The sequence below is a fragment of the Pseudomonas laurylsulfatiphila genome, from assembly GCF_002934665.1.
GTDB lineage: Bacteria > Pseudomonadota > Gammaproteobacteria > Pseudomonadales > Pseudomonadaceae > Aquipseudomonas > Aquipseudomonas laurylsulfatiphila.
In genome coordinates, this window is record NZ_NIRS01000003.1 from 532,521 (window position 1) to 550,398 (window position 17,878).

18 protein-coding genes and 1 tRNA gene are annotated in these 17,878 nt (G+C 59.7%); 5 read left to right on the forward strand and 14 right to left on the reverse strand.

Going from position 1 to position 17,878, the window contains the following annotated elements:
• Position 1 precedes the first annotated feature (1 nt).
• The 5 genes from gcvP (at position 2) to CD175_RS12950 (ending at position 6,796) form a co-directional block, all read left to right on the forward strand.
• Positions 2 to 2,854: an aminomethyl-transferring glycine dehydrogenase gene (gene gcvP, locus CD175_RS12930; protein ID WP_104449208.1), complete on the forward strand. Its 2,853-nt coding sequence runs from the start codon at positions 2 to 4 to the stop codon at positions 2,852 to 2,854.
• A 205-nt stretch (positions 2,855 to 3,059) separates the two neighbouring features.
• Positions 3,060 to 4,436 carry an L-serine ammonia-lyase gene (locus CD175_RS12935; protein WP_007977293.1) on the forward strand — a complete coding sequence of 459 codons (1,377 nt, stop codon included), beginning with the start codon at positions 3,060 to 3,062 and terminating at the stop codon, positions 4,434 to 4,436.
• 36 nt (positions 4,437 to 4,472) lie between these two features.
• Positions 4,473 to 5,597 (forward strand): glycine cleavage system aminomethyltransferase GcvT, encoded by a 1,125-nt coding sequence (gcvT, locus tag CD175_RS12940; RefSeq protein ID WP_104449209.1) that lies wholly within the window; start codon positions 4,473 to 4,475, stop codon positions 5,595 to 5,597.
• Between the two features lie 403 nt (positions 5,598 to 6,000).
• A complete protein-coding gene (locus tag CD175_RS12945) occupies positions 6,001 to 6,213 on the forward strand; it encodes a cold-shock protein (protein ID WP_007977299.1) in 213 nt (70 codons plus the stop codon).
• Between the two features lie 94 nt (positions 6,214 to 6,307).
• Complete coding sequence (locus CD175_RS12950) at positions 6,308 to 6,796, forward strand: RDD family protein (RefSeq protein WP_104449210.1); 489 nt, start codon at positions 6,308 to 6,310, stop codon at positions 6,794 to 6,796.
• A 133-nt stretch (positions 6,797 to 6,929) separates the two neighbouring features.
• On the opposite strand, the gene nadA is transcribed toward CD175_RS12950, so the two are convergent.
• From nadA to ruvC, 14 genes are all read right to left on the reverse strand, one after another.
• On the reverse strand, positions 6,930 to 7,988 hold the full coding sequence (gene nadA, locus CD175_RS12955) for a quinolinate synthase NadA (protein ID WP_007995624.1): 1,059 nt from the start codon (positions 7,986 to 7,988) through the stop codon (positions 6,930 to 6,932).
• Between the two features lie 270 nt (positions 7,989 to 8,258).
• Positions 8,259 to 8,334, reverse strand: a tRNA-Lys gene (locus tag CD175_RS12960).
• Positions 8,335 to 8,397: 63 nt separating this feature from the next.
• Positions 8,398 to 9,090, reverse strand: a complete 693-nt coding sequence (queC, locus tag CD175_RS12965; protein ID WP_104449211.1) for a 7-cyano-7-deazaguanine synthase QueC — start codon at positions 9,088 to 9,090, stop codon at positions 8,398 to 8,400.
• A gap of 1 nt (position 9,091) precedes the next feature.
• Complete coding sequence (queE, locus tag CD175_RS12970; RefSeq protein WP_104449212.1) at positions 9,092 to 9,739, reverse strand: 7-carboxy-7-deazaguanine synthase QueE; 648 nt, start codon at positions 9,737 to 9,739, stop codon at positions 9,092 to 9,094.
• A 166-nt stretch (positions 9,740 to 9,905) separates the two neighbouring features.
• Positions 9,906 to 10,745, reverse strand: a complete 840-nt coding sequence (gene ybgF / locus CD175_RS12975; protein ID WP_104449213.1) for a tol-pal system protein YbgF — start codon at positions 10,743 to 10,745, stop codon at positions 9,906 to 9,908.
• A 6-nt stretch (positions 10,746 to 10,751) separates the two neighbouring features.
• On the reverse strand, positions 10,752 to 11,249 hold the full coding sequence (pal, locus tag CD175_RS12980; RefSeq protein WP_003178634.1) for a peptidoglycan-associated lipoprotein Pal: 498 nt from the start codon (positions 11,247 to 11,249) through the stop codon (positions 10,752 to 10,754).
• 52 nt (positions 11,250 to 11,301) lie between these two features.
• Positions 11,302 to 12,582 (reverse strand): Tol-Pal system beta propeller repeat protein TolB, encoded by a 1,281-nt coding sequence (gene tolB / locus CD175_RS12985; RefSeq protein ID WP_162831820.1) that lies wholly within the window; start codon positions 12,580 to 12,582, stop codon positions 11,302 to 11,304.
• Positions 12,583 to 12,599: 17 nt separating this feature from the next.
• A complete protein-coding gene (gene tolA, locus CD175_RS12990) occupies positions 12,600 to 13,679 on the reverse strand; it encodes a cell envelope integrity protein TolA (protein ID WP_102698374.1) in 1,080 nt (359 codons plus the stop codon).
• A complete protein-coding gene (gene tolR, locus CD175_RS12995; protein WP_162130292.1) occupies positions 13,679 to 14,131 on the reverse strand; it encodes a protein TolR in 453 nt (150 codons plus the stop codon). Before tolR ends, tolA begins: the two co-directional genes overlap by 1 nt.
• Positions 14,132 to 14,154: 23 nt before the next feature.
• Positions 14,155 to 14,850 carry a protein TolQ gene (gene tolQ, locus CD175_RS13000; protein WP_007995636.1) on the reverse strand — a complete coding sequence of 232 codons (696 nt, stop codon included), beginning with the start codon at positions 14,848 to 14,850 and terminating at the stop codon, positions 14,155 to 14,157.
• On the reverse strand, positions 14,840 to 15,307 hold the full coding sequence (ybgC, locus tag CD175_RS13005; RefSeq protein ID WP_007990726.1) for a tol-pal system-associated acyl-CoA thioesterase: 468 nt from the start codon (positions 15,305 to 15,307) through the stop codon (positions 14,840 to 14,842). Before ybgC ends, tolQ begins: the two co-directional genes overlap by 11 nt.
• Before the next feature lie 127 nt (positions 15,308 to 15,434).
• Positions 15,435 to 16,496 carry a Holliday junction branch migration DNA helicase RuvB gene (gene ruvB / locus CD175_RS13010; RefSeq protein WP_015096600.1) on the reverse strand — a complete coding sequence of 354 codons (1,062 nt, stop codon included), beginning with the start codon at positions 16,494 to 16,496 and terminating at the stop codon, positions 15,435 to 15,437.
• Positions 16,497 to 17,105, reverse strand: a complete 609-nt coding sequence (gene ruvA, locus CD175_RS13015) for a Holliday junction branch migration protein RuvA (protein ID WP_007995640.1) — start codon at positions 17,103 to 17,105, stop codon at positions 16,497 to 16,499.
• A 114-nt stretch (positions 17,106 to 17,219) separates the two neighbouring features.
• Entirely contained in the window at positions 17,220 to 17,744 is a 525-nt protein-coding gene (gene ruvC, locus CD175_RS13020) for a crossover junction endodeoxyribonuclease RuvC (protein WP_104449214.1), read from the reverse strand.
• Between the last annotated feature and the right edge of the window lie 134 nt (positions 17,745 to 17,878).

Genomic DNA, 17,878 nt, shown 5'->3' on the forward strand with positions numbered 1-17,878 from the left:
CATGACCCAGATCAATTTGACCACCGCCAATGAATTCATCGCCCGTCACATCGGCCCCCGTGCCGGTGACGAGCAAGCCATGCTCAACAGCCTCGGTTTCGACTCCCTGGAAGCCCTGAGCGCCAGAGTGATTCCCGAGAGCATCAAGGGCACCAGCGTCCTCGGCCTGGAAGACGGCTTGAGCGAAGCCGATGCCCTGGCCTTGATCAAGTCCATCGCGAGCAAAAACAAGCTGTTCAAGACCTTCATCGGCCAGGGCTACTACGGCACCCACACGCCGTCGCCGATCCTGCGCAACCTGCTGGAAAACCCGGCCTGGTACACCGCCTACACCCCGTACCAGCCAGAAATCTCCCAGGGCCGTCTCGAAGCGCTGCTGAACTTCCAGACCCTGATCAGCGACCTCACCGGCCTGCCGATCGCCAACGCCTCGCTGCTCGACGAAGCCACCGCCGCTGCCGAAGCCATGACCTTCTGCAAACGCCTGAGCAAGAACAAAGGCAGCCATCAGTTCTTCGCCTCCGTGCATTGCCACCCGCAGACCCTCGACGTACTGCGCACCCGTGCCGAGCCTCTGGGCATCGACGTGGTGGTTGGCGACGAGCGTGAACTGACCGACGTGACGCCGTTCTTTGGCGCCCTGCTGCAATACCCGGCAAGCAACGGTGACGTGTTCGACTACCGCGAGCTGACCGAACGCTTCCACGCCGCCAACGCCCTCGTGGCCGTGGCCGCTGACCTGCTGGCCCTTACCGTGCTGACCGCACCGGGCGAATTCGGTGCCGACGTGGCCATCGGCAGCGCACAGCGCTTCGGCGTGCCGCTGGGCTTCGGTGGCCCGCACGCGGCGTACTTCTCCACCAAGGACGCGTTCAAGCGTGACATGCCGGGCCGCCTGGTCGGTGTTTCCGTAGACCGTTTCGGCAACCCGGCCCTGCGCCTGGCCATGCAGACCCGCGAACAACACATCCGTCGCGAGAAAGCCACGTCGAACATCTGCACCGCGCAAGTGCTGCTGGCCAACATCGCCAGCATGTACGCCGTGTACCACGGTCCGAAAGGCCTGACGCAGATCGCCAATCGCGTGCACCACCTGACTGCGATCCTGGCAAAAGGCTTGAGCGCATTGGGTCTGAACGTCGAGCAAGCGAACTTCTTCGACACCCTGACCGTGAAGACCGGTGCTCAAACCGCCGCCCTGCACGACAAGGCGCACGCCCAGCGCATCAACCTGCGCGTGGTCGATGGCGAACGCCTGGGCCTGTCCCTGGACGAAACCACCACTCAGGCCGACGTTGAAACCCTGTGGAGCCTGCTGTCCGACGGCAAGGCCCTGCCGGAGTTCGCCGCCCTCGCCGCCTCGGTACAGAGCGCCATCCCGGCCGCGCTGGTACGTCAGTCGCCGATCCTCAGCCATCCGGTGTTCAACCGCTATCACTCGGAAACCGAGCTGATGCGCTACCTGCGCAAACTGGCGGACAAGGACCTGGCGCTGGACCGCACCATGATCCCGCTGGGTTCGTGCACCATGAAACTCAACGCCGCCAGCGAAATGATCCCGGTGACCTGGGCCGAGTTTGGTGCTCTGCACCCGTTCGCCCCGGCCGAGCAAAGCGCCGGCTATCAGCAATTGACCGACGAACTGGAAGCCATGCTGTGCGCAGCGACCGGCTACGATTCGGTTTCGCTGCAACCGAACGCCGGTTCCCAGGGTGAATACGCAGGTCTCTTGGCGATCCGTGCCTACCACCAGAGCCGTGGCGAAGACCGCCGCGACATCTGCCTGATCCCGTCGTCGGCCCACGGCACCAACCCGGCCACCGCTCAGATGGCCGGTATGCGTGTGGTCGTGACCGCGTGCGATGCCCGCGGCAACGTCGACATCGAAGACCTGCGCGCCAAGGCCATCGAGCACCGCGAGCACCTCGCCGCGTTGATGATCACCTACCCGTCGACCCACGGCGTGTTCGAAGAAGGCATCCGCGAAATCTGTGGCATCGTTCATGACAACGGCGGCCAGGTGTACATCGACGGCGCCAACATGAACGCCATGGTCGGCCTCTGCGCACCGGGCAAGTTCGGCGGCGACGTGTCGCACCTGAACCTGCACAAGACCTTCTGCATCCCCCACGGCGGTGGCGGCCCGGGCGTCGGCCCGATCGGTGTGAAATCGCACCTGGCGCCGTTCCTGCCGGGCCACGCGCAGATGGAGCGCAAGGAAGGCGCCGTTTGCGCGGCACCGTTCGGCAGCGCGAGCATTCTGCCGATCACCTGGATGTACATTCGTATGATGGGTGGCGCGGGCCTCAAGCGTGCTTCGCAGCTGGCGATCCTCAATGCCAACTACATCTCCCGTCGCCTCGAAGAGCACTATCCAGTGCTGTACACCGGCAGCAACGGCCTGGTGGCGCACGAATGCATCCTCGACCTGCGTCCATTGAAAGACAGCAGCGGCATCAGTGTCGATGACGTCGCCAAGCGCCTGATCGACTTCGGTTTCCATGCGCCGACCATGTCGTTCCCGGTAGCCGGCACGCTGATGATCGAGCCGACCGAAAGCGAATCCAAGGAAGAACTGGACCGCTTCTGCGACGCCATGATCCGCATCCGCGAAGAAATCCGCGCAGTGGAAAACGGCACCCTGGACAAGGACGACAACCCGCTGAAAAACGCTCCGCACACCGCCAAGGAGCTGGTCGGCGAGTGGTCGCACCCGTACAGCCGTGAGCAAGCGGTTTACCCGGTTGCGTCGCTGATCGAAGGCAAGTACTGGCCGCCGGTCGGTCGCGTCGACAACGTGTTTGGCGATCGCAACCTGGTCTGCGCCTGCCCGTCGATCGAAAGCTACGCTTAAACCAATGAGGGGGCGGTTGATCCCGCCCCCCTTTTGCAAAAACACCACAGTCCCCTGTGGGAGCGAGCTTGCTCGCGATAGCGGTCTTTCAGTCGACATCTATGGTGAATGTCAGACCGTCATCGCGAGCAAGCTCGCTCCCACAGTGAATTGCGCCAACCTTCCGATTCCGTGAATTCCTATAACAAGAAACCGGAGAACCACCATGTCGTTAAGCGTGTTCGACCTGTTCAAGATTGGCATCGGCCCCTCCAGCTCCCACACCGTCGGCCCGATGCGCGCCGCTGCGCGTTTCGTCGAAGGCCTGCGTCGTGAAGGGCTGCTGACGGCCACCACCTGCGTCAAGGTCGAGCTGTACGGCTCGCTCGGCGCCACCGGCAAAGGCCACGGCAGTGACAAGGCTGTGCTGCTGGGCCTGGAAGGCGAACACCCGGACACCGTGGATACCGAAACCGTCGCTGCGCGCCTTCAAGAGATTCGCAGCAACGCACGCTTGAACCTGCTCGGCGAACACAGCATTGCGTTCAACGAGAAAGAACACCTGGCGATGATTCGCAAACCCTTGCCCTATCACCCCAACGGCATGATTTTTCGCGCCTTCGATGCGGCGGGTTTGCAAATCCGCAGCCGCGAGTACTACTCGGTCGGCGGCGGTTTCGTGGTCGATGAGGACGCTGCCGGCGCCGATCGCATCGTCGAAGACGCCACGCCCCTGACCTTCCCCTTCAAAAGCGCCAAGGACCTGCTCGCTCATTGCGCCAAATACGGCCTGTCGATCAGCCAGGTGATGCTGACCAACGAAAGTGCCTGGCGCCCGGAAGCGGAAACCCGCGCCGGCCTGTTGAAGATCTGGCAGGTCATGCAGGACTGCGTCGCCGCCGGTTGCCGTAATGAAGGCATCCTGCCCGGTGGCTTGAAGGTCAAACGCCGGGCGGCAGCGCTGCATCGGCAATTGTGCAGCAACCCTGAATCGTCCTTGCGCGATCCGCTTTCAGTGCTGGACTGGGTCAACCTGTACGCCCTGGCCGTCAACGAAGAAAACGCCAACGGCGGACGCGTGGTCACGGCCCCCACCAATGGTGCGGCCGGGATCATTCCGGCGGTGCTGCATTACTACATGCGCTTCATCCCCGGCGCGAATGACGACGGGGTGGTGCGTTTTCTGCTCACTGCCGCCGCCATCGGCATTCTGTACAAGGAAAACGCCTCGATTTCCGGCGCCGAAGTCGGCTGTCAGGGTGAAGTCGGCGTCGCCTGCTCGATGGCCGCCGGCGCCTTGTGCGAAGTGCTCGGCGGCAGCGTGCAACAAGTGGAGAACGCCGCGGAAATCGGCATGGAACACAACCTCGGGCTGACCTGCGACCCGATTGGCGGGCTGGTACAGGTGCCTTGCATCGAGCGCAACGCCATGGGTTCGGTCAAGGCCATCAATGCCGTGCGCATGGCCATGCGCGGCGACGGGCAACACTTCGTTTCCCTCGACAAGGTCATCCGCACCATGCGCCAGACCGGCGCCGACATGAAAAGCAAATACAAGGAAACCGCCCGTGGCGGTTTGGCGGTCAACATTATCGAGTGCTGATGCGCGCTCATCTGCACCCTTCTTCAGGAGCTGAATATGTCCACCGAACAACTGTTGAAAACCCCGTTGCACGCACTGCACATCGAACTCGGCGCGCGCATGGTGCCGTTCGCCGGCTATGACATGCCGGTGCAATATCCGCTGGGCGTGATGAAAGAACACCAGCACACCCGCGACCAGGCCGGGCTGTTCGATGTCTCGCACATGGGCCAGATCCGCCTGACCGGCGCCGCTGCCGCCAAGGCCCTGGAAACCCTGGTGCCGGTGGACATCATCGACCTGCCGGTGGGCATGCAGCGTTACGCGATGTTCACCAATGCGACGGGCGGCATCCTCGATGACCTGATGGTCGCCAACCTGGGCAACGACGAACTGTTCCTGGTGGTCAACGCCGCTTGCAAGGATCAGGACCTGGCCCACCTGCGCAAGCACATCGGTGAGCAGTGCACGATTGAGCCGCTGTTCGAGGAACGCGCATTGCTCGCCCTGCAAGGTCCGGCAGCCGTGACGGTACTGGCGCGCCTGGCACCTGAAGTGGCCAAGATGACCTTCATGCAGTTCGCCCGCGTGAAGCTGCTGGGCGTGGACTGTTTTGTCAGCCGCTCGGGTTACACCGGCGAAGACGGTTTCGAAATTTCCGTCCCCGCCGCCAACGCCGAAGCCCTGGCTCGCGCCCTGCTGGCCGAACCGGAAGTGGCCGCCATCGGCCTTGGCGCCCGCGACTCGCTGCGCCTGGAGGCGGGCTTGTGCCTGTACGGGCATGACATGAACACCGAGACCAGCCCGATCGAAGCGAGCCTGCTGTGGGCGATCTCCAAGCCGCGTCGTGCCGATGGCGCACGGGCCGGCGGCTTCCCTGGCGCCGAAACCGTGTTCGCCCAGCAACAGGCAGGTGTCAGCCGCAAACGCGTCGGCCTGTTACCGCAGGAACGCACACCAGTGCGCGAGGGTGCGGAGATCGTCAACGAAGCCGGCGACATCATCGGTAGCGTCTGCAGCGGCGGTTTCGGACCGACCCTGGGCGGGCCGCTGGCCATGGGTTATGTCGACAGCGCCCATATCGCACTGGACACACCCGTCTGGGCGATTGTGCGTGGGAAAAAGGTACCTTTGCTTGTAAGCAAAATGCCATTTGTTCCACAACGCTACTATCGCGGCTGATTGAATGTTCCTATAAGTAACGCGGTTGCGTTAACTGTGCACTAATGTGTAACGCAACCGCCATAAAATAGTGCATTGTTTGGCTCTAAGCTTCGATTATGAACTTTGCTTATAACGATCGAAAACATTTGAACAGCGCTAGCGTATAAGGCCCCACTAGTGGACTGACTTTGCCATCAACCTGAGGAAATACGGGGCCTTCACAGGGCTTGTTTTTTCTCCCGTAGTTGGCGTAGAGTTTGTTCACTGTGTTTGCATGGGTCGCTTGGAATCGTGACCTGGGCAGTAGCCTACAAGTTAGCTACATCCCGTTCGACGTCTTCTTACTCTCCTGCAACCAGCCCCAGTACTCTTTCATGAGAAGGAGACTGTCATTAATTTTTTGCGTCAAAGGAAATAAGAAATGTCCCAACGTCAGAGCGGTACCGTCAAGTGGTTTAACGACGAGAAAGGTTTTGGTTTTATCACTCCTGAAAGCGGTCCGGATCTGTTCGTGCATTTCCGCGCCATCCAGGGCAACGGCTTCAAGAGCCTGAAAGAAGGCCAGAAAGTGACTTTCATCGCTGTGCAAGGCCAGAAAGGCATGCAGGCTGACGAAGTACAAGCAGAAGCCTAATCTTCTGTAACGAAAAAGCCCCTGATGCTGACATCAGGGGCTTTTTTGTGCGCGTAAATCCGTAAAATGGCTTCTTTTTCGCCGAGAGCCTGCCATGTCGAAACACCTGCTTACCCCCCAGGGCGACTTTCCTGCCGCTGGCCTGGGTCGTCGTCTGGCAGCCATGTTCTATGATTTCCTGCTATGCACCGCCCTGCTGATCGTCACCAGCGGCCTCTACAAGATGATCCAGATGGCGATCATCGGCGAAGAAAGGATGCGCACCCTGACCGAAGCCGGCGCGCTGGACGGCGATCCCCTGCTCTCCACAGTCCTGCTGTTCGTACTGTTCGGCTTCTTCGCCAAATTCTGGACCTGGTCGGGTCAGACCCTGGGCATGCAGGTCTGGTGCATTCGCGTACAGAACGCCGACGGCTCATCCATCAGCCTGTGGCAGGCGCTGTTGCGCTTTGTGGTGTCGATCGCTTCCTTGCTGTGTGTTGGCCTTGGGTTCTTCTGGTCGCTGTTCGACAAACAGCAACGCAGCTGGCATGACATGTATTCCAACACGCAACTGGTGCGGATTCCGAAGAAGACCAAGTAATTCAGTCGTACAAAAACCACTGTGGGAGCGAGCCTGCTCGCGATGGCGGCTTATCAGTCAACACGTATGTGACTGTCAGACCGCTATCGCGAGCAGGCTCGCTCCCACAGTTTTTGCTACTAGCTGGTAGATCTCAGGCGTTCCCGGCCAGTTTCATTCGCGCCGCCTGGGTGAAGTCCAGCATCCGCTTGAGCGGTCGAATCGCCTGCGGGATCAGCGCCGGGTCGACGAAGATCTCGTTCGCGCCTTCTTTCAACGCCTTGAGCGTGCGCTCAAGGGTGTTCATGGCCATCCACGGGCAATGTGCACAACTGCGGCACGCCGCGCCGTTACCCGCCGTCGGGGCTTCGATAAAGACCTTGTCCGGGCACAGCTGCTGCATCTTGTAGAAGATGCCGCGGTCGGTGGCAACGATCAGCGTCTTGTTCGGCAGGCTCTGTGCCGCCGCGATCAACTGGCTGGTGGAGCCCACGGCGTCAGCCAGTTCAATCACCGACGTCGGCGACTCCGGGTGCACCAGAATTGCCGCATCCGGGTACAGCGCCTTCATGTCTTCAAGCTGCTTGGACTTGAACTCTTCGTGAACGATGCAGGCACCGTCCCACAGCAGCATGTCGGCACCGGTCTGGCGCTGGATGTAAGTACCCAGGTGCTTGTCCGGCCCCCAGATGATGGTCTCGCCGTTGTCCATCAGGCTTTCGACGATTTCCAGCGCACAGCTTGAAGTCACCACCCAATCCGCGCGGGCTTTTACCGCAGCGGAAGTGTTGGCGTACACCACGACCGTGCGCTCCGGGTGCTGATCGCAGAACGCGGAAAACTCGTCCACCGGGCACCCCAGGTCGAGCGAGCAGGTCGCTTCGAGGGTCGGCATCAGCACGCGTTTTTCCGGATTGAGGATCTTGGCAGTCTCCCCCATGAACTTCACGCCGGCGACGACCACGGTCTTGGCCGGATGGGCATTGCCGAAGCGGGCCATCTCCAGCGAGTCGGAGACACAGCCCCCCGTCTCTTCGGCCAGCGCCTGAATGACAGGGTCACAATAGAAGTGGGCCACCAGCACCGCGTCCTGAGCCTTGAGCTCGGCAGCGATGGCGGCACGGTAGTAAGCCTCTTCATCGGCGGTCAGCGGTTTGGGCTGTTTGGCGTCGAGGTGGGCTTGAACCAGAAGGCGTTCGGATATCTGCGTCATGTTCGCAAGACCTGCAGGCGCATTCGCGCGAAAGTCGAGTATACACCCGGCTCCGGACCCTTCAGGGTACCGCCGGGAAAGTGAGTATTCATCAGGCACGGACAGCGTTGAAGCTGCGCAAGGCTACAGAATATCCGACAGATGCAAAAGATGATTCTGATCTGCGCCTTGCGCAGCAGCCCGGAGCGAGGCGGACTTGAATCGCAGGCAAAAAAAAATCCGGAAATCCTCACTTGCGTGGGCCTTCCAGACTTTTAAAACTGCTAAAAATGGTGGGTCGTGTGGGATTCGAACCTACGACCAATTGGTTAAAAGCCAACTGCTCTACCAACTGAGCTAACGACCCGCTGTGTGGTGGCGCGTATAATACTGATTTTTAAGGACTATTCAACACCTTTTTTGAAAATAATCAAAAATAAGGTGTTGGATCGCTGATTCCGGCCGCCGCAAAGCCTTCTGCGCGCAGTCGGCAGCTGTCGCATTTGCCGCACGCACGGCCATCATCGTCGGCCTGATAGCAGGAAACGGTCAGCCCGTAGTTCACGCCAAGCTTCACGCCCGCCTGGACGATCTGCGCCTTGCTGAGGTTTTGCAGCGGCGCCTGAATGCGGAAGCCATTGCCTTCCACACCGGCTTTGGTTGCCAGGTTGGCCATGCGCTCGAACGATTCGATGAACTCGGGACGGCAGTCCGGGTAACCGGAGTAATCCACCGCATTGACGCCGATGAAGATGTCCCGCGCACCGAGCACTTCAGCCCAGCCCAGGGCCAGGGACAGGAACACCGTATTACGCGCAGGCACGTAAGTGACAGGAATGCCCTCACCCAACTCTTCCGGAATATCGATGCTGCTGTCGGTCAGCGCCGAGCCGCCCATGCCGTTCAGGTTCAGGCCGATCACCTTGTGCTCGACCACACCCAGATCCCGCGCCACACGCTCGGCGGCATGCAGTTCGGCGTGAGAACGCTGGCCGTAATCGAAGCTCATGGTGTAGCAGCTGTAGCCTTTTGCGCGCGCCATGGCGACCACGGTCGCCGAGTCCAGGCCACCGGACAGCAGGATGACCGCACGTTTTTCAGCAGTGTTGAGTTGTTCAGTCATTTCAGCGCCCCGGCTCGTCATTCCATAGATATTTATGCAGCTGCAATTGCAAACGCACTGGCAGGTTGTCCGCCACCACCCAGTCCGCCAGTTCCCGGGCATTGAGATCATGGTGGCTTGGCGAGAACAGGACTTCGCCGGCGCGCTGGTCCAGACCGTACTGGATCAGCTTGGAAACGGACCAGTCATAGTCCTCCCGCGAGCAGATGACAAATTTCACCTGATCGTTGGGCGTGAGCAGCTCGATGTTTTCGTAGCGATTGCGGTGCGCTTCCTTCGAACCCGGGGTTTTCAGGTCGACAACACGACTGACCCGGGAATCTACCGGCGAGATATCGATAGAGCCACTGGTTTCCAGGGACACTTCGTAACCGGCATCGCACAAGCGCTTGAGCAAGGGAATGGCGTTGGGTTGCGCCAGGGGCTCGCCGCCCGTGACACAGACATAACGCGGGCGGAAACCGGCGACCTGCTCGAGGATGTCGTCGAGGGTGCGAATGGTTCCGCCGGTGAACGCGTAGGCGCTGTCGCAGTATTGGCAACGCAACGGGCAACCGGTCAGGCGCACAAAAACAGTGGGCAGGCCGGCAGTCCGAGTTTCACCCTGCAACGAGTAGAAAACTTCGGTGATTCTCAATGTGTCTTGCATAGTCGCCACGGGCGTAACAGCTAAACAGGCTGTCCGCCTCCGTCAGGCACTTCAAGGAACCCCGGCAATGCGCAGATCCCAAAAAGCGTGTTTCAGAAAAAGGGGGTGAATTCTAACGAAAAAACCCGCGACAAGCGCGGGTTTCTTTGAAACGGCTCAAGCCGCCTTACATTTTCTGCAGATCACGCTGCGCCAGCTGAGCAGCGGAAGTGCCCGGATACTGGGACACCACCTGCTGCAGAATGCCTTTGACCCGGTCGGTATGACCGAGACGGCGCTCTACATCAGCGAGCTTGTACAGCGAATCAGGCACCTTGGCGTGCTTGGGATACAGCTGCGAAACCTTGGCAAACGCCTGACCTGCACCTTGCAGATCGCCTTTGGCCAGGTTCACTTCGCCCAGCCAGTACTGGGCGTTGCCCGCGTACTGACTGTTCGGGTATTTGCGCAGGAATGCGGCGAAAGCCTGGCTGGCCTTGTCGAAATCCTTGGCCTTGATCAGGTCGAAGGCAGCATCGTAATAGAGCTTTTCCTTCGCCGGATCTGCCGGTTCGCTACCCGCGGCAGGTGCTTGGGCGGCGGCTGCGCCAGCTGCTGCACCTGCGGCTGCACCGGGGGCGTTCAAGTCACCACCGGTGGAAGAATTTTCAGGAGTCGCGGCTGGTGCAACGCCGGTTCCTATGCGCCGATCAAGATCCTGGTATCGCTCCAGGTTTTCCTGCTTCATGCGCGCTACATCATTTTGCAGCTCTTCGATCACACCCTGTTGGCGCGAGATCTGCTCCTGCATTTGTTGCAGTTGGTTGAACAGCTGGCCCTGTGCCGAGACAGGGGTCGAAACCCCTCCCCCGGCATAGGCGCCGTTCGTACCGTAACCTGCAGGCGGATAACTGCTCCCGCTATTGTTATAGCCGGAGTCATTATCGACCACAGGAACCGCAGCCCACACCGCAAGCGGCGCGAGGCTGAGAGCCAGAACAGTTACAGCACGACGGCACGTTCGCATGACGAATTACTTACGCAGTTCGACGCGACGGTTTTGAGCCCAGGACTGCTCGTCGTTGCCGGTAGCAACTGGACGCTCTTCGCCGTAGGAAACCAGTTCCAGCTGAGCTGGGGAAACACCTTGCAGTACCAGGTAGCGCTGAACGGCTTTCGCACGACGCTCGCCCAGTGCCATGTTGTACTCACGAGTACCACGTTCGTCGGTGTTGCCTTCCAGAACAACGCGAGCGCCGTTTGCTTTCAGGTCTTTGGCGTGAACGTCCAGAGCGCGCATGGCTTCTGGCTTCAGGTCCGAGCTGTCGTATTCGAAGTAGAAAGTGGTGATAGCGCGCAGTGCAGCTTCTTCGCTCAGGGAGCCGTCAACTGCACCAGTGTTTGCGCCGTAACCAGCGTTTGGATCTACCGCGCCTTCACCGGCATTGTCGCCGCCTTTGGACGAGCAACCTACAGCTACAGCCATGGCCAGTGCCAGCGCAGCAAATTTACCAAACTTCAGCATTTCCATCGTGAAACTCCTAATGAACCCCAGTGTGTTAAGTAAAACGTATAGCGCCGCGTCAGTTCAGGTAAGGGGACCAGGAAGGTTCTCTGACTTCGCCTTGTGCGGTAGGAAGCGGGAGCCTTACGCGTCCATTTATGGACACGAGCATCAAGACTCCCCGGCCCTGCTGGCGGGTGGCGTAGATTACCATGGTGCCGTTGGGCGCGACAGTAGGCGACTCGTCCAGAGTGCTATCAGTGAGGATTTTTACACTACCGCGCTGCAAATCCTGGGCCGCCACCTTGAAATTGGTGAAGCCATCCTGACGGTGAATCATGACAAGCGTCTTTTCATCAGCCGACAATTTAGGGTTGGCGTTGTAGTTGCCGACGAAAGTTACGCGTTCGGCACCGCCGCCACCGGCGCTGGTCTTGTAGATCTGCGGTTTGCCGCCACGGTCGGAAGTGAAGTAGATGGTCGAGCCATCCTTGCCCCAGAACGGTTCGGTGTTGATGCCAGGACCGTTGGTGACACGGCTGATCTGACGCGAGCCCAGGTTCATCACATAGATGTCCGGGTTGCCGTCTTTGGACAGCACGAACGCCAGGCGATTGCCATCCGGCGACCAGGCAGGTGCACCGTTCAGGCCTTCGAAGTTGGTGATCTGCTCACGGCGACCGGTGTCGATGTTCTGCATGAAGATACGCGGACGCTTCTGCTCGAAGGAGACATAAGCGATGCGCTTGCCATCCGGTGCGAAACGCGGCGAAAGGATCGGCTCACGCGATTGCAGCAGGGTCACGGCGCGGGCACCGTCGTAGTCCGAACGCTGCAGGGTGTAGCGAGTGTTGTTCTCGGAGAAACGCTCGGCCGTTACGTACAGCAGGCGAGTCGAGAAGGCACCCTTGATACCCGTGAGTTTTTCGAACGACTGGTCAGAGATGTAGTGCGCCATGTCGCGCAACTGATCGACACCGCCCGACACGCTGCCGGTCAGCACTTGCTGCTCGGTGGCTACGTTGAACAGTGCATATTGCACCTGCAGGCGACCGCCCGCCGGAACAATGCTGCCGACCATGACGTACTGGGCACCCAGTGCCTTGAAGTCACGGAAGATGATTTCGCCGGCCTGGCTCGGCTGGCTGATCATGTTCTGCTTTGGAATCGGCGAGTAGTAACCCGAGTTGCGCAGGTCGTTACCGATGATTTCCGCCATGTCGTCCGGCAGCACGCTACCGCCCTGGAAGCCGAACGGTACAACGGCGATCGGGGTCGCCCGATCGCTGCCGCTGGTAACCAGAATGTTTTTCTCATCTGCCATCGCCATCCCTGCCATGCAGCAGATAACGACCAGCATTCCTCGAAGAAGGTTTCTCACAAGGCTAGATCCTCAGGTGTGAATGTCATCTTGAATGAACGATACGGAGCGAAATCACTCGGCTTCATTCCCTGCATTTCTGTCAAACGTCCAATATTCTTCACTGCTGCAACAGCCGAAGCGTCAAACGGACCGTCGCCACTGGACTTGGAGACGCTGACCGAGGTCACCGTACCGTCCGGCAACATGCCGATTTGCAACACGACCGTCATGCCTTTGCGTGCCGAAGGTGGACGAGCCCAGCCTTCCGCTGCACGCGCACGAATCAGGTCATCGAAACTGCCGGCGACTTCGTCACCCTGCTCATCGGCCAAGGCCTGCTGACGCTGCGGCGTGTCGGAAAGCAAATCTGCCAGGGCCTGAGCCTTTTTGTCTTCGGCGGATTTACGCGCCGCGTCCTGCGATTTCTTCTTCGCAGCATCGGCAGCAGCTTTCTTCTTCGCTTCCTCGGCGACTTTCTTCTTCGCCTCCTCAGCCTCGGCTTTCTTCTTGGCGTCTTCCGCGGCTTTCTTCTTCGCGTCTTCGACGATCTTTTTCTTGGCTTCTTCAGCGGCCGCTTTCTTGGCCTCTTCTTCAGCAGCCTTCTTGGCTTCTTCTTCAGATTTCTTCTTGGCTATATCAGCCAATTGTTTCTCTTCTGCCTTCTTGGCTTCCGCGGCTTTCTTCGCGTCGTCGGCTTTCTTGGCTTCATCAGCCTTTTTCGCCTCGTCCGCTTTCTTCGCCTCGTCGGCCTTCTTGGCTTCCTCGGCCTTTTGAGCCGCCTCTTCTTTCTTTTGTTCCGCAGCCTTCACCGCTTCCTGCTCGACCTTTTTCTGCTCCATCTGCTCGACTTCGGTCTGACGCGCAGCAGATTTCTGCGCCTCACCGGCAATCTTCTGATTGGTCTGGGTGGTCGCCCGACTTTTCGATTTCAGCTGGTACAAGGTCGCCTGGACAATCGGCTTGGCCGGCGGCAGCTCCGGGGTAAAGGCAAAACTGACGAACAACATGCCGAACACCAGCACGTGCAAGCCAATCGCCCAGACACTAGGCCAGAAGTAGCTTTCCGAGGCGGACGGCTCTCGCTGTTGCTGCATCAGGGCGCCTCGGTAATCAAGCCAACATTACCGACCCCGGCTTTCTGCAACCCGCCCATGGCCCCCATGACGGAACCGTAATCGACGGATTTGTCGCCGCGAATGAAGACCTGGGTGTGCTTGCCGTTTTCATTGCCGACGCGAATGATCTTGGTCACGGCGTCAGTCATCTGCGGCAACGTCATGGCCCGGTCCTGCTGCTTGTCCGTGTCGACTTCGCTGCCAAGGTTCCAGTAGTAGGTCTTGTCGGATTTGATGGAAATGGTCAGGACCTGGGTGTTGTTGTCCTGCGGCAAGGCTTCGCTGGAAACCTTGGGCAGATCAACTTTCACGCCCTGATTGAGCATCGGCGCAGTCACCATGAAGATGACCAGCAGCACCAACATCACGTCGATGTAGGGCACCACGTTCATCTCGGCGACCGGCTTGCGCTTTTTGCGAGCTCGAGCGATTAAAGCCATTGGGAATTACCTGCTTATTCTTCGCTGGTGTGCACTTTGCGGTGCAGGATCGCCTGGAACTCGTCGGCGAAGGTGTAGTAGCGGCCCAGCAGGGTTTCGCTGCGAGCAGCAAAACGGTTGTAAGCGATAACGGCTGGAATGGCCGCGAACAGACCGATGGCCGTGGCGATCAGTGCTTCGGCAATGCCCGGGGCCACAGTGGCCAGGGTCGCTTGCTGGGCGGTGGCCAGGCCACGGAAGGAGTTCATGATCCCCCAGACGGTACCGAACAGACCGATGTAGGGGCTGACGGAACCGACAGTGGCGAGGAAGGGCAGGCTCTGCTCGAGCTTTTCTTCCTCGCGGGAAATCGCAACGCGCATGGCACGGGCCACGCCTTCCATGACCGCTTCCGGGTCAACGCCTGGCTGCTGGCGCAGGCGGGAGAATTCCTTGAAACCGGCACGGAAGATTTGCTCGACACCCGAATCGGGGTCCGGGTTGCTGCCCGCCTGACGGTACAGCTTGGACAGGTCGATACCCGACCAGAAGCGCTCTTCAAAGCTCTCCAGGGCACGTCGACCGGCACGCAGCAAGTTGCTGCGCTGAAAGATCATGATCCACGAGGTCACCGATGCGGCTACCAGGGTCAGCATTACCAGTTGCACCACGATACTGGCATTGCTGACCAGGCTCCACATGGAGGAATGGTCGACGACGTTAGCTTCCACGCTTTATCTCCTGCTTTGAGTGTGTACCCGCGCCGCTCACGTCGGCAAAGGCCGCTCGTAGAGCTTCGGGAATGGCCCGGGGTTTCAAACTTTCAGTGCGCACACAGGCCACCAGAAACTGCCCTTCGCAGAGCAGCACATTATCCGTTGCCCGCCTGACCTGCTGCTTGAAGCGCAGGCTGGCACGGTTCAATTCGATTACTTCAGCGCTTACCAGCAGTTCGTCGTCCAGTCGCGCCGGCGCGTGGTAGCGCGCTTCGCTGGAATGCACGACGAACAACAGGTCCTCCCCTGCCAGTTGCGATTGGGCAAAGCCCAGGTCTCGCAGCCGCTCGGTTCGAGCCCGTTCCATAAACTTGAGGTAATTGACGTAATACACGATGCCGCCCGCATCGGTGTCCTCGTAATAAACGCGACAACGATGTGCGAAAGGCTCAAGCCCGTTTTGCGCGCGCATACTCTAGTGCTTACTCCTCAGGTTGCCAATCCGGCCAGGCAACTGTTTTTCATTGATCTGCGGCTTTCTTGCGAAAGTACGGTGCTGGGACCCTACATTGCCCGAAAAAATCAGCACGCAATGTTAATTAATCGTCACTGGCACCGAGGAACTCGTCTGCCACGGGCATTTCGCCCAATCGTGACGGAATGTTTAAACCGAAATGCAGATAGGCATGCCGCGTCACCACTCGCCCCCTTGGCGTGCGCATGATGTAACCCTGCTGGATCAGGTAAGGCTCAAGTACGTCTTCAATGGTGTGACGCTCTTCGCTGATGGCGGCGGCCAGACTGTCGACCCCGACCGGCCCGCCATCGAACTTCTCGATCATGGTCAGCAACAGACGCCGGTCCTGGTGATCGAAGCCGCGTTCGTCGACGTCCAGCAGGTTCAGCGCCAGGTCGGCAATCGGCTTGGTGATATGCCCCTTGGCACGAACTTCGGCGAAATCACGCACCCGGCGCAACAGTCGGTTGGCAATTCGTGGCGTGCCACGGGCGCGGCGGGCGATCTCAAAGGCGCCTTCCGGGTCAAGCGGCAAACCGAGGATGCTCGCCGAACGACTGACAATCGTCGACAGGTCGGCGTTATTGTAGAACTCAAGACGCTGAACGATACCGAAACGGTCACGCAACGGGTTGGTGAGCATCCCCGCCCGCGTCGTTGCGCCGACCAAGGTGAACGGCGGCAGATCCAGCTTGATCGACCGCGCGGCCGGACCTTCACCGATCATGATGTCGAGCTGGAAGTCCTCCATGGCCGGGTATAGCACTTCTTCAACGATCGGCGACAGGCGATGGATTTCGTCGATGAACAGCACATCGTGAGGCTCAAGGTTGGTCAACAGAGCTGCGAGATCACCCGGACGCTCCAGCACCGGCCCCGAAGTGCTCTTGATCGATACCCCCATTTCCTGGGCGATGATGTTGGCGAGGGTGGTCTTGCCCAAGCCCGGTGGCCCGAAGATCAGCGTGTGATCCAGGGACTCGTTACGACCGCGAGCCGCCTGGATGAACAACTCCATCTGCTCGCGAACGGTCGGCTGGCCAATGTATTCTGCCAGGCTGACCGGGCGAATGGCACGGTCCTGGACTTCTTCGCGCTCACGCGGGCTGTGCGTGGCAGCGATCAGACGATCAGCTTCAATCACTTAGATCATTCCCTTCAAGGCGCGGCGGATCATGTCCTCACTGCTCAAACCTTTCTCCTTGATCGCAGACACCGCCTTGCTGGCTTCCTGCGGCTTGTAGCCCAGGGAAATCAAGGCGCTGACGGCGTCATTTTCAGCAGTGTTCACCGGGGCCGGTCCATCCGGCTGGTTCGGCACCAGGGCGAACATGGCCGGTACGGTTTCCCAGGCCTTGAAGCGATCCTTGAGTTCCACCAGCAAACGCTCGGCGGTTTTCTTGCCCACACCTGGCACCTTGGTCAGTGCCGAAGTGTCCTGGGACTGTACGCAACGAACCAGTTCGTCGACTTCCAGGCTCGACATCAAGGCCAGCGCCAGTTTCGGCCCGACACCATTGAGGCGGATCAACTCGCGGAAAAAGTCGCGCTCACGCTTGCCGACAAAACCATAGAGTAACTGTGCGTCTTCACGCACGACCAAATGAGTGTGCAACGTCAGCGGCTCACCGACCGACGGCAAGCGATAAAGGGTCGTCATCGGCACTTCGAGTTCATAACCCAGGCCGTTTACATCCAGAATCAAGTGTGGAGGCTGCTTCTCAGCCAGGGTGCCGCGCAAACGTCCAATCACGTTACAAATCCTTGAGCGTTGGCCAGCTCTGGGCCAGCGACTGATAGAGCAAGGGAGTAGCGCCGACAACCCAGGCGAAACGCCCTCACTCCATGAAAATGATTGCTGATGCTATCAGAGACGCAGGCGCCCGCCACGACTGCGTGCCGCCCCGAGCCCATGGGGCAGCAGACTGGAGCGGGTATGCGCATGGCAAATGGCAATGGCCAGGGCGTCCGAAGCATCGATCTGCGGCTTGCTGGTCAGCTTGAGCATGTGCATGACCATCATCTGCACCTGCTCCTTGTTGGCCGCGCCGGTACCGACCACCGCCTGCTTGACCTGGGTTGCGCTGTACTCGGCAATTTCCAGGCTTTCCTCGGCGCCTGCCACGATCGCGGCGCCACGGGCCTGCCCCAGTTTCAGGGCGGAATCGGCGTTGCGCGCCATGAACACCTTTTCGATCCCCATGGTCACCGGATGATAGGTCTGAATGATTTCCCGCACCCCGCGATAGACAATCTGCAGTCGCTCAGGCAGCTCGCCGGCACCGGTGCGGATACAACCGGAGGCGACGTACTCGCAGCCACGGCCGGTATCACGCACCACACCGTAACCGGTGATGCGCGAACCGGGGTCGATACCAAGAATTAAAGTCATAACGCCTGCAAAAGGAATTCGCGGTTGCCTGAGGATAACCGTGTAGGAGCTGCCGAAGGCTGCGATCTTTTGATTTTAGATGCGAAGATCAAAAGATCGCAGCCTTCGGCAGCTCCTACAGGGCGGCGATCTTT

Excerpts from the sequence above, each read along its gene's own strand:
- tolA (WP_102698374.1), bottom strand. The coding sequence starts at position 13,679 with ATGCAGCAACAGCGAGAGCCGTCCGCCTCGGAAAGCTACTTCTGGCCT.
- CD175_RS12950 (WP_104449210.1), top strand. The coding sequence starts at position 6,308 with ATGTCGAAACACCTGCTTACCCCCCAGGGCGACTTTCCTGCCGCTGGC.
- gcvT (WP_104449209.1), top strand. The coding sequence starts at position 4,473 with ATGTCCACCGAACAACTGTTGAAAACCCCGTTGCACGCACTGCACATC.
- CD175_RS12945 (WP_007977299.1), top strand. The coding sequence starts at position 6,001 with ATGTCCCAACGTCAGAGCGGTACCGTCAAGTGGTTTAACGACGAGAAA.
- nadA (WP_007995624.1), bottom strand. The coding sequence starts at position 7,988 with ATGACGCAGATATCCGAACGCCTTCTGGTTCAAGCCCACCTCGACGCC.
- tolB (WP_162831820.1), bottom strand. The coding sequence starts at position 12,582 with ATGCTGGTCGTTATCTGCTGCATGGCAGGGATGGCGATGGCAGATGAG.
- queC (WP_104449211.1), bottom strand. The coding sequence starts at position 9,090 with ATGACTGAACAACTCAACACTGCTGAAAAACGTGCGGTCATCCTGCTG.
- queE (WP_104449212.1), bottom strand. The coding sequence starts at position 9,739 with ATGCAAGACACATTGAGAATCACCGAAGTTTTCTACTCGTTGCAGGGT.
- pal (WP_003178634.1), bottom strand. The coding sequence starts at position 11,249 with ATGGAAATGCTGAAGTTTGGTAAATTTGCTGCGCTGGCACTGGCCATG.
- ruvC (WP_104449214.1), bottom strand. The coding sequence starts at position 17,744 with ATGACTTTAATTCTTGGTATCGACCCCGGTTCGCGCATCACCGGTTAC.
- gcvP (WP_104449208.1), top strand. The coding sequence starts at position 2 with ATGACCCAGATCAATTTGACCACCGCCAATGAATTCATCGCCCGTCAC.
- CD175_RS12935 (WP_007977293.1), top strand. The coding sequence starts at position 3,060 with ATGTCGTTAAGCGTGTTCGACCTGTTCAAGATTGGCATCGGCCCCTCC.
- ybgF (WP_104449213.1), bottom strand. The coding sequence starts at position 10,745 with ATGCGAACGTGCCGTCGTGCTGTAACTGTTCTGGCTCTCAGCCTCGCG.
- ybgC (WP_007990726.1), bottom strand. The coding sequence starts at position 15,307 with ATGCGCGCGCAAAACGGGCTTGAGCCTTTCGCACATCGTTGTCGCGTT.